Source organism: Clavibacter capsici (genome assembly GCF_001280205.1).
Taxonomy (GTDB): Bacteria; Actinomycetota; Actinomycetes; order Actinomycetales; family Microbacteriaceae; genus Clavibacter; species Clavibacter capsici.
This window is the reverse complement of sequence record NZ_CP012573.1, coordinates 2801633-2815043: the sequence shown is the minus strand read 5'-3', so window position 1 is coordinate 2815043 and position 13411 is coordinate 2801633. Positions and strand designations below refer to the sequence as shown.

The following is a 13411-nucleotide window of genomic DNA, read 5'->3' as shown; positions in this document are numbered from 1 at the left end:
GTCAGCTCCCGTCGGCGGGGCGGGCGGGGTCGCGCGCTTCGGCGGACTCGGCGGACCCCTCGCGCTCGGCCTCCGCGCGGGCCGCGTCGACGGCGGCGCGCTGCGCGGCCGCACGGCGGGCGTCGCGGCGGATGATGAACGCGTACGCGATCCCGCCCGGCAGCATGACCAGGGCGATGCCGAGCACCGGGATGTCCTGGCGGCCGAAGAGCACGTCCGGATGGAACACCGAGACGACGGTCGCACCGAGCCCGAGGAGGATCGCGAAGGCGGCGATGACGTACTGGGATCGGGCGCTCTGCCGCGGGATGCGGGGCGTCGTCCCGGCACGGTGGACGTTGCGCGAGCCCGACCCGAGCCCCCGCCCGGCGAGGGCGGCTGTCGGGTCCGCGGTCCCGCTGCCGTCGACGAGCGCGGCGGCGTCCTCGAGAGTCAGGTGGCCGGGGAACTCGACGTGCGCGAAGCGGCCGTGCGGGTCGTCCTTCGAGCGGGGCGGTGCGATGCGGGATCCGTGGATGGCGGCGAGGAGAGCGTCCCGCTGGTCGTCGGCGAGCCGCACGCCCTCTCGCGTGGAGACCACGACGCTGCAGCTCTCTCCACCGGTCGTGGTGAAGCGCAGCACGAGGGTGTCGTCCCCCTCCCCGCCGGTCAGCTCGATCCGGGCGCCCGTGATCTCCGGGAAACCCCACTCCTTGCGACCAATGCGGAGGACGCCGCGCGCCACGTCGATCGCGGGCGGCTGCGTGCGCTCGGCGACGATGAGGTACGCGATGCCGAGGACCGCGAGTGCCAGCAGGATCGGCAGGCCCACCCGGATGACCGGCGACGGGCCCACGGCTTCGTCGACGACGCGCGTCAGGCCGCCCACGGGTGTCCAGAGGAAGAGGGAGACGATCGCGAGCGATCCGAACGTGAGGAGCCAGCGCTGCCGCGTGCTCGGGGACGGGATGCGCACCCACGCGCCGCTGGCCATGCTCCGACCCTACGGGCGCGGATCCCGCCGCTGCCCCGCTCGGCGCCGGCGCCCGCCCCCAGAACGAGGCGCGCGGGCGGACGGATCAGCTCGGCGCCGGCTCGTCCCACCCCTCCTGCGGGGTGTCGCACGTGCCGCGGAAGACGTACTGCGACGGGCGCTTGCGCTCGCGACTCGACCAGTCGATCGCGGGGCGGCGGGCCTCGGGCGGCAGGTAGCCGAGCCGGTACACGGCCATGAGCTGGAGCTCCGGCGGCACGCGCAGCAGCTCCTCGACGCGGGCCCACTGCGCGCGGATCTCCATGGGGAACGAGATGAACTGGATCCCCATGCCGATCGCGCCCGTCGTGAGCCACAGGTTCTCCATCGCGGCGCCCATCGAGAACGTCGAGTAGAACGACGCGAGGGACTCGGGCCGCTCCTCCGCGCGGTCGAGCATCACGCCGACGAGCAGCGGGCTGCCCGCGACGAGCCGGCGGTTCTCGCGGCCGAGGGTCTGCGGGACCCGCAGCGCGTTCATGAGGCCCTGCCCGCGCGGCGTGAACGCCTGCTTGGTGAACGGCCGCAGCGGCGCGGGCAGCTTGTCGAAGAGCATCCCGTCGCGGCGCCGGTCCATCTCCTCCTGCGAGAAGCGGAAGTGGTGCTTGTAGCGCTCGAAGAAGGTGCCGTTCGACATCGTCTCGGTCATGCTCTCGCCGCTGATGTCGGCGATCCGCTCGATGGTGTCGCGCTCCTCCACGAGGACGAAGCGCCACGGCTGGCTGTTGAGCTGCGAGGGCGCGCGGCCGGCGACCTCCATGAGGAGCCGCTGGTGCTCCTCGCTCACCGGGTCGGGCAGGAACGCCCCGTTGGTGGTCTTGCGGGCGCGCAGGACGTCGAGGAACTCCATGGGTCTCTCCAGGCGGTGAGGGTGCCCCAGGCGTACCAGGGGGCGGCGGTCAGGGCGACGGCGGGATGCCGGCGGGTGCGGGTGCCGACGCGGGGAGCGCGGCGAGCGGGATCAGGGCGGGGGCGAGCCGGAGGGCGGCACGGACGGCGGCGGGGCGCGCGGCGGCTCCGGCCCAGAGCGGCGACGCGAGCGCGACGGCGGTGAGGGCGCTCGTCAGCACGTAGGCGCGGTGGTGGAGGCGCAGCTCGGGCCGGGGCGGGAGGATCCGCGTGGCCGCCGCGATCCCGATGGCGCAGTTCACGAGGTACGCCGCGCTCGCCGCGGCGAGGGCGACGCGGACGGCGGGCGGGGCGGCGCGGGTCCGGCTCCTGGTCATCCCCTGCGACGCTAGTCCGGGGTGCGGCGCGACGGACGGCCCGCGGCGACGCCGCACAGCCGCGGGTGAGATCCGGGTTGGATGGACGCATGCAGACACCCCCGGCCGCGCCCGCGCGCCTGCTCCTCACCCGGCACGCGCAGACGCCCTGGAACCGGGAGTACCGGTACAACTCCCGCACCGACGTCGACGTGGGCGACGACGCGGCCGAGCAGCTGGCGCCTCTCGCGGCGCGGCTGCGCGGGGAGGGCGTGGAGCGGATCCTCGTGAGCACGCTCGTGCGCGCCCGCAGCACCGCGCGGATCCTGCAGGAGCAGGGCGTCGCGCCGGGCGTCGTGCCCGAGCCGCGCGCCGAGCTGGTGGAGCTCGACTTCGGCGGCTTCGAGGGGATCACGCGCGACGAGCTGCGCGGGCCCGTGCACGGCGCGGCGTTCGCGGCGTGGCTCACGGGCGACGACGGCGAGCCCGCGGCGCCCGGCGGCGGCGAGACGTGGGCGGCGGCGGCCGTGCGGGCGCGCGCGGTCCTCGACGACGTGGCGGCGGATCCGCGCACCACCCTCGTGGTCGCCCACGGCTACCTGCTGCGCGTGCTCTACCTCACGGCCCTCGGGCGGTCGCCCGCGCTCACGCGCTCGCTCGTGTGGGCGAACGGGCAGCTCATCGAGCTGGAGCGCGACGGATCCGGGTGGCGCGAGCGGGAGCAGCCGGCTGCCGGCGCCTAGGCGTCGTCGCCGGCGGGGCCCGCCGGGTACCGCAGCTCGAACACGACCTCGTCGAGCGCGCCCGTCCAGACCATGTCGTCGCCGCGGCGCGTGAGGGGGCCGTCGGTGGGGTCGATGGCGTCGGCGAGGCCGAGCCCCGCGATCCACGCCTCGATCACCTCGCGTCGCAGCTCCGGCGCGTAGGCGTCCGCGTCGCCGGAGAAGTGCACGCCCTCCCACGGTCCGCCGAGCTGCCAGGCGAGCGGCGGCAGCCCGCGGATCTCGCCCTCCGCGTTCCAGGCGAGCGCGACGGAGGTCTCGATCGCCTGGCGCGTGATCCGGCGCTCGGTCGGGAGGTGCTCGGGTGCGGTGGACACGTTCTCTCCTCGTTCGGCCGCTCCGGCCGCGCTCGTGGTTCGGGTCAGACGCATCCTGCCGGGACGCCGATCCGGTCGCCAGGCGGGTGCGCCGCGCGGACATGCCGCGGTACCCGGACACCATCGTATTTCCTCGCCCGTTGGATGAGAGGATGTCGGCGGCGGATGCAGGGGATCCGGGCGGGGCACCGCCGGGACCGGCGCCGTCCGACGGCCGCATCGGGGGATGTCGACGTCGCCGCACCGCATCACCGAGGGGGACCCATGGCGCTCACGACCGCCACCGCACGACGCGAGGACGACGTCACCGTCGTCACCGCATCCGGCCTGCTCAACATGGCCGCAGCTCCCGAGCTGAGACAGGCCATCCACGACGCGCTGGACGCGGGCCCGCCGCGGATCCTCGTCGACCTCGCCGGCGTCGAGTTCATCGACTCCTCCGGGCTCGGCGCCCTCATCGCGGGCCTCCGCGCCGCGCGCGACGCCGGCGGCGACCTCCGCATCGCGGCGCCCGGCCCGCAGGTCGTGATGGTGCTGCAGCTCTCCAACCTCGACCGCGTCCTGGTCTCCACCCCCACGGCCGAGGCGGCCTACCGTGACTGAGACGACCCGCAGCCTCCGGCTCCAGTCCCCGCCCGACGACGTCGACGCGGTGCACGACCTCGTCGCCGGACTCTGGGACGACCGCCCCGACGTGGGCGCGCTCGACCGGATGGCCTTCGAGACCGCGCTGGTCGAGCTCGCGTCCAACGTGATCGAGCACGCCGACCACGGGCAGGGCGTCACGTGCGTCGTGAGCGTCACGGTCGACGACGGCGTCATGAGCGCCCGGCTGAGCGACGGATCCGAGCCCGGCGACTTCCGCCTCTCCCCGCGCGAGATGCCGGGCGTCGACGCCGAGTCGGGCCGCGGCCTGGCCATGGTGCAGATGCTCTGCGACGAGCTGACCTACGAGCGGGTGGACGGCGAGAACGTGTGGAGCGTGCGCCGGACCCGGATCGAGCCCGAGGCGTCCTGATGACCCCGCCCGCGCGTGCCCCCCGGCTGGCCCTCCCCGCGCTGCCCGAGTGGGTCATCCGAGCGGTCTGGATCCCGGAGTCCGTCGCCCGCACGGGGACGTCCGGCGCGGCCGGACCCACTCCCATCCTCAAGCAGCTGCCCATGCTGGTGCTGTTCGTGCTGGCGGTGCTCACCAGCCTCGCCGTGCCGTCGCTCGGGGTCACGGCGCCGCGCGCGCTCGTCATCTCCTGCGGGATCCTCGCGGTCGCCACCGCCCTGGCGGTCCTCGTCTCCCTGCGCCGCGACCTCGCGCGCTTCGTCGTCGCCGTGCCCGCGCTCGACTTCCTCGCCGTCGGCCTGCTGCGGATCGGGACGGGCGAGAACACGTCCGTGTTCGGGTCCCTCGTGATCCTCCCCGTGGTCTGGCTGAGCATGAACCCGGGCCGGTGGAACGTGCTCGTCGCGTTCGTCGGCGTCTACATCACCCTCGGCCTCCCGCTCCTGCTGGGGCTCGGGAAGCAGAACGCGAACGAGCTGTGGCGGGGCTTCTTCAGCGCGCTGGCCTTCGGGGTCGCGGCGCTCGTGGTCAACGAGCTGTCCCGCCGCACGCGGCTCAGCCTCGAGGCGTCCCGCGCCCGCGAGCGGCTGAGCGAGGAGGAGATGACCCGCGCGTCCATCGTGCAGCAGGCGCTCCTGCCGACGACCAGCGTGCCGCTGCCGGGCTACCAGGTCGCGGGCGCCTGCCTGCCGTCGAAGGCCGTGGGCGGCGACTTCTTCGACTGGTACCCGGTGAAGGAGGGCCTCGCCTTCACCCTCGGCGACGTGATGGGCAAGGGCGTGGGCGCCGGGATCATCGCGGCCACCGCGCGCGCGGTCGTCCGCAGCGCCAAGAACGTGCCGGATCCGGTCGCCGCCATCGAGCGCACCGCCGACTGCTTCACCGCCGAGCTCAGCGCGGCCGCGTCCTTCGCGACGGTGTTCCACGCGCGCGTGCGCGCCGAGGACCACACCGTGCTCTACGCGGACGCGGGCCACGGCCTCTCCGCGCTGGTGCGCGCGGACGGCACGCACGAGCGGCTCGAGTCCACGGACCTGCCGGTCGGGGTCCCGGGCGGCGGCTGGGGCGCGCACGAGCTGGCGCTCGGGCCGGGCGACCTCATCGTCACCTTCAGCGACGGCGTGCTCGACCTCTTCGACGGCACGCTCCGCGCCGTGGACCACGTGGCGGAACTGGCGCGGGCGTCGTCGTCGGCGGACGAGCTGGTGGAGCGGATCACCGGGCTCGCCGCCGAGCAGGCGAACCCGGACGACGTGACCGTGCTGGTGCTGCGCCGCGAGGCGTGAGGGCGGCGGCGCGGGGCGCGCGGTCGTCCGACGCGGGCCGGGCGGTCGCGCCCGCCTGATCCGGGGAGGGCTCCGAACCAGGCGCATACACTCGAAGCAGGCGCCGCGATCCGGGGGGATCGCGAGGCGGACGGGTCCCCGTCCGACTCGCACGGCGCCCGATCCGCAGGGGGGAAGCACATGGCCATGCAGGAACCCGTCGCGCGGCAGGGCGGCTCGGATCCCGCGGGCGGCGCCACGGTCGACGCCCATCCGCCACGCGGCGAGGCCGAGGCGGCCCGGCTGCGCGCCGTGCACGACCTGCGGCTCGTCGGATCCACCGCGGAGGAGCGCTTCGACCGCGTCACCCGCATCGCGCGCGAGCTGTTCGACGTGCCCATCGCGGAGATCAACCTCGTCGACGACACCGAGCAGTTCACGAAGTCGCCGCAGCCCGCGGGCGTCGCGCTGCTGTCCGACCGGTCGCAGTCGTTCTGCGACGTCGCGATCCGCGCGCCCGAGATCCTCGTGGTGCCCGATGCGACCAAGGACGAGCGGTTCGCCCACCGCACCACCGTCACCGGCCCGCGCCACATCCGCTTCTACGCCGGCCGCCCGCTCCTCTCCGGCGGGCAGACCGTCGGCACCCTCTGCCTCGTGGACACCGAGCCGCGCGAGCTCGCGCCCGAGCAGGAGACGCTCCTCGACGAGATGGGCGCGTGGGTCGAGCGCGAGCTCCGCGACAGCCGGGACGAGGAGCTCGCGGGCGACGTCCAGCGGCGGCTCCTGCCCGTGGACCGGCCGCTCTGGCCCGACTACGACCTCGCCGGCATCAGCCGCCCGTCCCGCGGCGTGGGCGGCGACTTCTACTCCTGGGGCGAGGACGCCGACGGGCTGCACGTCACCATCGCCGACGTCATGGGCAAGGGCGCGGGCGCCGCGATCCTCGCGTCGGCCGTGCGCTCCGGCTTCCAGGCGCATCGCGGGCCGGACGCCGCCCGCACGGTGACCGCGGTGCAGGCGCAGCTCCAGTCCGACCTCGACGCGACGGAGACGTTCGCGACGTTCCTGCACTGCCGGGTCGACGGATCCACCGGCCGGTTCGCGTACGTGGACGGCGGCCACGGGCTCACCGTGCTCCTGCGCGCGGACGGCACGCACGAGCTGCTGCCGGCGCTCGGCCTGCCGCTCGGCGTCGTGCCCGGCGCGACCTGGGCGTCCGCGTCCGGCGAGCTGCGGCCCGGCGACCGCCTGCTCGCCTTCACCGACGGCGCGCTCGACCTCTTCGACGGATCCCTCGACTCGGTCGCCCCGCTCGTCGACCTCGTGCGCACCGCCGCGGACGCCGCGGAGACGGTCGGCCGCATCATGGACGCGGCTGCCGACGCCGCCGCGCGCGGCGTGCTCGGCGACGACGTGTCGGCGGTGTGCGTGCGCTACGCGGGCGGCGCCTGAGCAGTCGCCGGCCCGGCGCTCACGCGTCCGGCGGGACCGGCCCCAGCGCCTGCAGGCTCGGGTGGTCGCGCAGCGCGTCGAGGCCCTGCGTGCCGAGCACCGTGATCACGGCGGCGAGGGGCGCGTCGACGCCGCGGAGGCGCAGCGGCTCGACGTCCGGGAACTGGCAGACGAGCGCCCACTCGGCCACCTCCGGGTAGACCGCGGTCATGCCCGCGTACCAGAAGGAGAGCCAGTGCCCGCCGGCCTGGCAGAGGAGACGGCGGTCGGAGATCACGAGGCGGACGGGCTGCAGCTCGCGCCACTGCGCGGCGGCCTGCGCCTCGGCCGCGCTCCGCCGGGACGCGTCGCCGATGGCCGCGACCGCAATCCCGGCGACCACGAAGGCGGGGCTCCCGACGAGGAAGCCGCTGGAGCGCTGGTAGGTGACGTCCTGCCCGTAGTAGCGCTCGTAGTCGGCCTGCACGTCGTAGAGGAACACCTCGCCGGGCTCGGCGACGACGTCCCAGACGGCGATCCCGGGCGGGGCCTGACCGCGCAGCAGCGACGTCCGCAGGCGGCACGCCTCCGCCCACCCCGCGGCGCTCCGGGCGGCGAGGTCCTCGGCTGCGGCGGCCTCGCGGGCCGGGCGGGCCAGCTCGTGCCGGGCGCCGCGGACCATGCCCGCGAGCACACGGGCGCCGCGGATCAGGGTCCGCACGGCCGAGACGCAGAGGAGCAGGAGCACGAGCCCGGGGATGAGGGTCTCGGGTCGGGTGAGCAGCTCAGGACGCGCGATCACGGTGAGGAGCCCGAGCAGCCCTATGCCGAGCACGAGCAGCGCCGGCCAGCAGAGCAGCAGCCGGAACCAGGCCGGCACCTCGCGCTTCACGAGGCCGCTCCCGCCGCGGGGTCGAGCGGATCCCGGGACCCGCCGGGCAGGGACCCGACGGGCAGCGGCGCGCACGGCAGCGGCTCCCCGGCCTCCGTTGTGGCCGACGTGCGCGCGAACGGGCCGGTCGGGCCCATGAGGACGGCGAGGTGGTAGTCGGCGTGATCCCGCCACCACACGCTCATGCCGGTCGCCCCCTCGAGGCGCAGCGCCTCCCACGCGAGCCACAGCGCCTTGAGCCGCGCGACGGCCTCGGGGTGGCGCCACCACTCGGGATCCCACCGGCTCTCGCCGCGCGGGCTCACCTCCCGGCGGTAGGCGGGCGCGAGGAACCCGCGCACGAACGCGTCGAGGTCGGCGTGGACGGGATCCGCGGACGCGACGGCGTCGACGTCGGCGCCCCAGCCGAACGCCTCCGTCACGACGCCGCCCGCGACCCGGAGACGGCACGTGCGTCGGCGGCGGCGAGGGAGGCGCGGATCACGGGCGCCTCGGGGCCGTCCATCCAGGGCACGGTCGCGATCATGGAGGCGCGCACCCCGGACGCGAGCAGGACGGCGCGGCCCCGGGGCAGCTCCGCGAGCTCGGAGGTGTCGAGGATCCGCCGCCGGTCGTTCTGCACGCTGGTGGACCGGACGCCGCGGGTCGTGGAGCTGGAGACCGTCTCGTGGTCGTAGTCGCCGATGAGCTCGGACAGCTCCCGCAGCCACTCCGCCTCCTTCACGCCGCCGAGGTACACGACCTCGTTCGCGGCGCTGAAGAGCTTGCGCATGCCCTCGCGGCCGAACACGTCGACGCCCTGCGCGTACGACTGGAAGATCGACATGACCGGGATCCCACGGGAGCCCAGGTGCGAGTACAGGTCGGGCAGGTCCTTCCACCGGCACACGTTCGCGGCCTCGTCGAGCACGCACAGGAGCGGCGTCGCGAGGCGCCCGCCCGGCTGCGTGCGCGCGAGGCGCTCGCCGGCCTCGACGATCGCGACCGTGAGCGCCGTCACCAGGGGAGCCGCCGTGCCCTCGCCCTCCATCGACAGCGAGTAGAGGGTGTCGGTGCCGCGCACGAAGGCGTCGGGGTCGAGGCGGGGACGGGGATCCGCGGCCGCGTCGCCGCCCGTCGGCGTGACCCAGCGGTTCACGCGCGAGCTGCGGACGCACGCCGCCATCTTGCGGGCGGTCGCGTACACGCCGTCGCGCTGCCGGGGCGAGGTGCGCGACGCGCTCTCCACGTCGTCGGCGACGAGGGGGTAGCCGCCCCGGCGGAGCACGGCCACCATCTCGCGCTCGTCCGGATCCGTGAGCCAGCCGAGCACGTCCGTGATGGGACGGCGGTCGAGCGCCGCCGCGAGCAGCAGGCCCGTGAGGAGGTCCTTGCCGGCCGCGTCGAAGAAGGCGTCGCCGCGGTCGTCGGCCTCGCGGGATCCGGCGGCGAAGTGGCCCGCGAGCTTCGCGGCGGACTGGTCGTCGACGACGGAGGAGAGCGGATCCCACCACCAGGTCGGCTCCTCGCCCGCGACCTGCTGGGGGTCGAACACCCACGTGGTGCCGACGCCCGCCCGGAGGTCGCGGGTGGCGTGGACGACGTCGGGCTTGTTCGACGTGGTGACGAGCGCGCCGGGCGCCGCGAGGATCGCCGGCACCACGAGCGAGGTGGTCTTGCCCACGCGCGGGCCGGCGATGCCGATGGACACGTCCTCCCACGACGCGTAGAGCATGCCGCCGCCGCGGAGGTCGCGGCCGAGCGGCACGCCCGGGCGGCCCGGGACGCCGAGGCGCGCCGCCGTCGCGAGGGCCGCGCGCTCGCGCAGGCCGCCGAGGTCGGACGCGGACGCGAGGTAGCGGGCGCTGCGGTCGACGCGCGTGCGGCCGCGGCCGAGCCCGCGGAGCGCGCGGGCGACGACGACCACGAGGGCGGTGAGCAGGGCGGCGACGACCACGGCGATCACCACGGCGAGCGGGGTCCACGCGACCTCGCCCTTCTTCAGCGCGATGGCGACGGCGAGCGGATCCGCGGGCAGCGGCGCCCCCGCCCCGGTGAGGGCGTGCGCCGCGGCGAGCCCCGCCCACGCCGACGCGAGGAGCCCGGCCGCGATGCCGATCGCCCAGGTCGCGATGACCGTGCCCGGGTTCGCGCGCCCCGGCTCGGCGCGGCGGTTCGTCTGCTCGGCCCTCATGCGGCGCCCGCCTCCACGGCCTCGAGCGCCTCGTCGACGGCCTTCGCGGGCTGCTCGGACGGGCGGGCCGACGTCTCGTCCGGCTCGGGGAACGACTCGGTCGCGTGCCAGGCCTTGTTCGTGTCGTTGATGTGCCGCTCCTCCTCGGTGAGCTCGACGTGCACGGGGATCCCCGGGTGCCCGCCGACCTTGATGAGGAACCGCCCGCGCCCCGGCGGCTCCTGGTCGGGCGACCAGCCGGGCGGGTTCTGCCACGACATGACGAGGTCCTGCTCCGAGTGCGACAGCGCGACCGCCTGGGTGAGCATCGACATCTCCGCGCGCGGCAGCCCGCCGGCGACGACCATGCCGGCGCGCTCGACGAAGCCGCGCGCCTTCATCCGGTCCTGCTCGTCGGCGAGCGCCAGCAGGTCGGACATGGTGTGCGTGATCATCGCGAGGCCCACGCCCCGCTGCCGGTTGAGGCGGGTGAGCGAGTCGATGCGGTCGACGATGCCCGTGCCGACGCGGAGCGCGCGCCACAGCTCGTCCATCACGATGAGGTAGTGCCGGCGGGGCTGGAGCCCCGCGTCGGCCAGCGCGGTCGCGACGTTCACCGTGCCGAAGCCCTGCGACCAGCAGGCGAGGAGCACGGCGGCCTGGAGGTCGGTGTCGGACTCGTCGATGGACGACACGTCGTAGACCACCGGCCGGTCGTGCCGCATGGCCACGTCGGTCTGCTGCGCGAAGATCTCGCCCAGCCGGCCGCCGCGCGTGAGGCTGATGAGGCTCGCCTCGAGCCCGCGGGTGATCTCCTGGTACCGCGCGAGGTCGCCGCGGTCGACGGCCACGTCGCGCACGGCGGGGTGGGCGTCCTGGATCACGCGCAGCAGGTCGGCGAGCACGGGCACGCCCGGGAACTCCGCGTCGAGCACGCGGAGGGCCGCGTCGATGATCGACTCCTCCACGTCGTCGGGCGCCTGCTTGCGGAGGATGGTGAGCAGCGCCGAGACCATCGTGTTGCGGCGCCCGTGCGCGTCGGCGATGAGGCGCTGCCGCTCCTGCTCGAAGCCCGCGGCGCGCAGCTGCTCGGCCGCCTCGATCGCGCCGCCCGGATCCAGCACGTTGAGGTGCCCGCGGCCGCGGCCGAGCGTGATGACCTGGCCGTCGAGCGCGTGCACCATGTCGACGTAGTCGGGCTTGAGGTCGCCGAGCACGAGCGGCAGGTAGCCCATGCCGTCGCCGCCGACGCACATCCTGCGGATGAGGGTCGACTTGCCGAGGCCGGGGAGGCCCAGGGCGAAGATCGACGGGTTCGAGATGATCCCCGACTGGAACCAGGAGATGGGGTCGGCGCAGACGGTGGCGCCGGTGTCGAGGTGCAGCCCGAGGGGCACGCCGCTGATGGGGCTGCTGGATCCCACGGCGTACGGCCACAGGCCGCACACCTGCACGGTGGTGCCGCGCCACTCGGGCGCCGGCTGCACGAGCACGGTCTCGCCGCGGGCCCGGCCGAGCCAGCCGCGCGGGGACGGGCGCCGCTCGGCGCGGGCGGTCGTGCGGAGGGCGCGGCGCTCGGCCCTCGTCGGGCGCGGCGCCTCGGGGCGCGCCTCCGCCTCCGATGCCGCGCGGGCCGCGTCGGCCGCCAGCTTGCGGGTGCGGCGGGTGGCGACCTTGCGGGAGCCCTGGTCAAGCGCGGGCACGGCGGCTCCTCTCGGGGTGGGGTGCCGGGCGGGCGGCGGCGGGGGCGGCGGCGTGGGCGGCGGCCCGGCGGATCACAGCTGGTCCCGGATGTCGTGGGGGATGGCCAGGTGCCGCGGCAGCACCAGGCCGAGCGGCAGGCCCGCGGCGAACGCGGAGTCCTGCGAGCCGTGCACGACACGGAGGCGGATGCGGGCCTGCGCGGAGAGGCTGTCGACGGCGGCGCGCGCGTCCTCGATGGTGGCCGGATCCTGCACGGTCGCGGTCACGACCATGCCGAAGTTGACGAGCCCCGCGCCGCCCGACTCCTCGGACTCGTTGGCGAAGGCCGCGATGACGTCCTTGCGCGACCGGCCGGTGGGGTTCCGGGTGGAGCCCACGAGGAACTCGGCGTCGCGCTTGTCGGCCTCGACGATGGCGGCGGCGCGCGCCGGGTCGATGGGCCGGTAGAGCATCGTGACGCGCTTGCGGGCGATGTGCCGGTGCGGCGCGAGCAGCCGCGACAGGATCGACTCGCCCACGTTCCCGCGCGGCGCCTGCGACATCATCCACGACACCGAGAGCGCCGAGTCGTGGCGGTAGTAGTCCCACGCGGCCTGGTGCGCGGTCGGCCCGACCTCCGGCCAGTACAGCTCGGTGGCCTGGCCGGCGGAGTTCGCCTGGTCGATGAGGATCGCGGCGGCGGGGTCGTACGCGATCCGCACCACCTCGCACAGGTCCTGCGCCGTGAGCGGCCGGGCGGCGCCCGCGCCGGTGGAGGAGAGGCCCGAGGTGAGGCCGGGCAGCCGGTAGGCGAGCTCGCGGCCCATCTCCTCGGGGCTCCGCCGGGCGGTGCCGGAGCGCGCGGCGCCCGCGAAGGTGATGGCGACGTACGCCTTGATGGTCGCGGCGCCGGCCGGGTAGGTGGCGACGATCTTCCGCAGCACGCTCTTGGAGAACTCGGATCCGCGGTCGTCGATGCGCCCGAGCACCTCCGACGCCAGCCGCGTGCCGGTGTCCGGCGCGGTCTCGAGGGTGACGGACGCGGCGACGAGGCCGGGCTCGTCGGCGAGCGCCTCGAGCCAGGAGCCCCACTCGGCGACCCAGATGTCGACCTGCTCCTGGTCCACGAGCGCGGATCCGTCGGGCTCCGCGCCCAGCACGACCGTGAAGTCGTTCGTCGAGGGCACCTCGATCAGCGCGAACGGCCGGCCGTAGGAGTCCTTCCACTCGGTGAGGCGGGATCCCGCGGCGAGGCCCGGCAGCTGCGCCGTGCCCCACTCCGCGAAGCCCAGCGGCCCCGAGCGGTAGAGGTGCGCGCCGCGGTTGCGGGCGAACAGCCAGCCCGCGCGGTTCATGATCCGGATCATCCCCGACTCCCCGTGCTTGTCCTTGACCGCGACCGCCGCGAGCACGCCGGCGAACACCGCCGCCGTGATCACCCCGGCGACGAGTCCCTTGTTGGTGGCGACGATGATGACCATCACGGCCCCGGCGAACCCGAACATCGTCGGGAACATGCCGAGCCCGCCGACGCCGCGGGTGCGCGGCTTCCGCCAGTTGCCGTACGTGCGCGCGGTGGCGCGGCCCTCGATGGCGCTCATGGATCCGTGTC

At 75.3% G+C, this 13411-nt stretch carries 14 protein-coding genes; 5 read left to right on the top strand and 9 right to left on the bottom strand.

The genetic code is table 11. The features are described from left to right. Nucleotide 1: 1 nt before the first annotated feature. The 3 genes from AES38_RS13170 to AES38_RS13160 all read right to left on the bottom strand — a co-directional run bounded on the left by AES38_RS13170 (nucleotide 2) and on the right by AES38_RS13160 (nucleotide 2238). On the bottom strand, nucleotides 2-973 hold the full coding sequence (locus AES38_RS13170; RefSeq protein WP_053775350.1) for a hypothetical protein: 972 nt from the start codon (nucleotides 971-973) through the stop codon (nucleotides 2-4). Nucleotides 974-1058: 85 nt separating this feature from the next. Next, entirely contained in the window at nucleotides 1059-1862 is an 804-nt protein-coding gene (locus tag AES38_RS13165) for a nitroreductase family protein (protein ID WP_053775349.1), read from the bottom strand. A 49-nt stretch (nucleotides 1863-1911) separates the two neighbouring features. Further along, nucleotides 1912-2238 (bottom strand): hypothetical protein, encoded by a 327-nt coding sequence (locus tag AES38_RS13160; protein ID WP_256998820.1) that lies wholly within the window; start codon nucleotides 2236-2238, stop codon nucleotides 1912-1914. 89 nt (nucleotides 2239-2327) lie between these two features. Between AES38_RS13160 and AES38_RS13155 the strand changes: the two genes are divergently transcribed. Then, on the top strand, nucleotides 2328-2960 hold the full coding sequence (locus AES38_RS13155; RefSeq protein WP_053775348.1) for a histidine phosphatase family protein: 633 nt from the start codon (nucleotides 2328-2330) through the stop codon (nucleotides 2958-2960). Here the strand turns inward: AES38_RS13155 and AES38_RS13150 are convergent. Further along, nucleotides 2957-3316 carry a hypothetical protein gene (locus AES38_RS13150; RefSeq protein WP_053775347.1) on the bottom strand — a complete coding sequence of 120 codons (360 nt, stop codon included), beginning with the start codon at nucleotides 3314-3316 and terminating at the stop codon, nucleotides 2957-2959. The genes AES38_RS13155 and AES38_RS13150 overlap by 4 nt on opposite strands. 264 nt (nucleotides 3317-3580) lie before the next feature. On the opposite strand from AES38_RS13150, the gene AES38_RS13145 reads away from it, so the two are divergent. From AES38_RS13145 to AES38_RS13130, 4 genes are all read left to right on the top strand, one after another. Continuing rightward, nucleotides 3581-3919 (top strand): STAS domain-containing protein, encoded by a 339-nt coding sequence (locus tag AES38_RS13145; RefSeq protein ID WP_053775346.1) that lies wholly within the window; start codon nucleotides 3581-3583, stop codon nucleotides 3917-3919. Further along, complete coding sequence (locus tag AES38_RS13140) at nucleotides 3912-4334, top strand: ATP-binding protein (RefSeq protein ID WP_053775345.1); 423 nt, start codon at nucleotides 3912-3914, stop codon at nucleotides 4332-4334. Before AES38_RS13145 ends, AES38_RS13140 begins: the two co-directional genes overlap by 8 nt. After that, on the top strand, nucleotides 4334-5659 hold the full coding sequence (locus tag AES38_RS13135; protein ID WP_053775344.1) for a PP2C family protein-serine/threonine phosphatase: 1326 nt from the start codon (nucleotides 4334-4336) through the stop codon (nucleotides 5657-5659). The genes AES38_RS13140 and AES38_RS13135 overlap by 1 nt, the downstream gene beginning before the upstream one ends. Nucleotides 5660-5845: 186 nt before the next feature. Next, complete coding sequence (locus AES38_RS13130; RefSeq protein ID WP_072174707.1) at nucleotides 5846-7093, top strand: PP2C family protein-serine/threonine phosphatase; 1248 nt, start codon at nucleotides 5846-5848, stop codon at nucleotides 7091-7093. A 19-nt stretch (nucleotides 7094-7112) separates the two neighbouring features. Here AES38_RS13130 and AES38_RS13125 read toward each other — a convergent pair whose 3' ends face one another. The 5 genes from AES38_RS13125 to AES38_RS13105 all read right to left on the bottom strand — a co-directional run bounded on the left by AES38_RS13125 (nucleotide 7113) and on the right by AES38_RS13105 (nucleotide 13400). Next, nucleotides 7113-7964: a hypothetical protein gene (locus AES38_RS13125; protein ID WP_053775342.1), complete on the bottom strand. Its 852-nt coding sequence runs from the start codon at nucleotides 7962-7964 to the stop codon at nucleotides 7113-7115. Then, on the bottom strand, nucleotides 7961-8386 hold the full coding sequence (locus AES38_RS13120; RefSeq protein ID WP_053775341.1) for a DUF4913 domain-containing protein: 426 nt from the start codon (nucleotides 8384-8386) through the stop codon (nucleotides 7961-7963). The genes AES38_RS13125 and AES38_RS13120 overlap by 4 nt, the downstream gene beginning before the upstream one ends. Continuing rightward, nucleotides 8383-10137: a type IV secretory system conjugative DNA transfer family protein gene (locus tag AES38_RS13115; RefSeq protein ID WP_053775340.1), complete on the bottom strand. Its 1755-nt coding sequence runs from the start codon at nucleotides 10135-10137 to the stop codon at nucleotides 8383-8385. The genes AES38_RS13120 and AES38_RS13115 overlap by 4 nt, the downstream gene beginning before the upstream one ends. Beyond that, a complete protein-coding gene (locus AES38_RS13110) occupies nucleotides 10134-11819 on the bottom strand; it encodes a putative type IV secretion/conjugal transfer ATPase (protein WP_053775339.1) in 1686 nt (561 codons plus the stop codon). Before AES38_RS13110 ends, AES38_RS13115 begins: the two co-directional genes overlap by 4 nt. A 72-nt stretch (nucleotides 11820-11891) precedes the next feature. Continuing rightward, nucleotides 11892-13400 (bottom strand): SCO6880 family protein, encoded by a 1509-nt coding sequence (locus AES38_RS13105; RefSeq protein WP_157883545.1) that lies wholly within the window; start codon nucleotides 13398-13400, stop codon nucleotides 11892-11894. Nucleotides 13401-13411: the final 11 nt, after the last annotated feature.

Coding starts and splice junctions, on each gene's coding strand:
- AES38_RS13145 (WP_053775346.1), top strand. CDS start 3,581: ATGGCGCTCACGACCGCCACCGCACGACGCGAGGACGACGTCACCGTC.
- AES38_RS13115 (WP_053775340.1), bottom strand. CDS start 10,137: ATGAGGGCCGAGCAGACGAACCGCCGCGCCGAGCCGGGGCGCGCGAAC.
- AES38_RS13130 (WP_072174707.1), top strand. CDS start 5,846: ATGCAGGAACCCGTCGCGCGGCAGGGCGGCTCGGATCCCGCGGGCGGC.
- AES38_RS13155 (WP_053775348.1), top strand. CDS start 2,328: ATGCAGACACCCCCGGCCGCGCCCGCGCGCCTGCTCCTCACCCGGCAC.
- AES38_RS13165 (WP_053775349.1), bottom strand. CDS start 1,862: ATGGAGTTCCTCGACGTCCTGCGCGCCCGCAAGACCACCAACGGGGCG.
- AES38_RS13160 (WP_256998820.1), bottom strand. CDS start 2,238: ATGACCAGGAGCCGGACCCGCGCCGCCCCGCCCGCCGTCCGCGTCGCC.
- AES38_RS13170 (WP_053775350.1), bottom strand. CDS start 973: ATGGCCAGCGGCGCGTGGGTGCGCATCCCGTCCCCGAGCACGCGGCAG.
- AES38_RS13135 (WP_053775344.1), top strand. CDS start 4,334: ATGACCCCGCCCGCGCGTGCCCCCCGGCTGGCCCTCCCCGCGCTGCCC.
- AES38_RS13105 (WP_157883545.1), bottom strand. CDS start 13,400: ATGAGCGCCATCGAGGGCCGCGCCACCGCGCGCACGTACGGCAACTGG.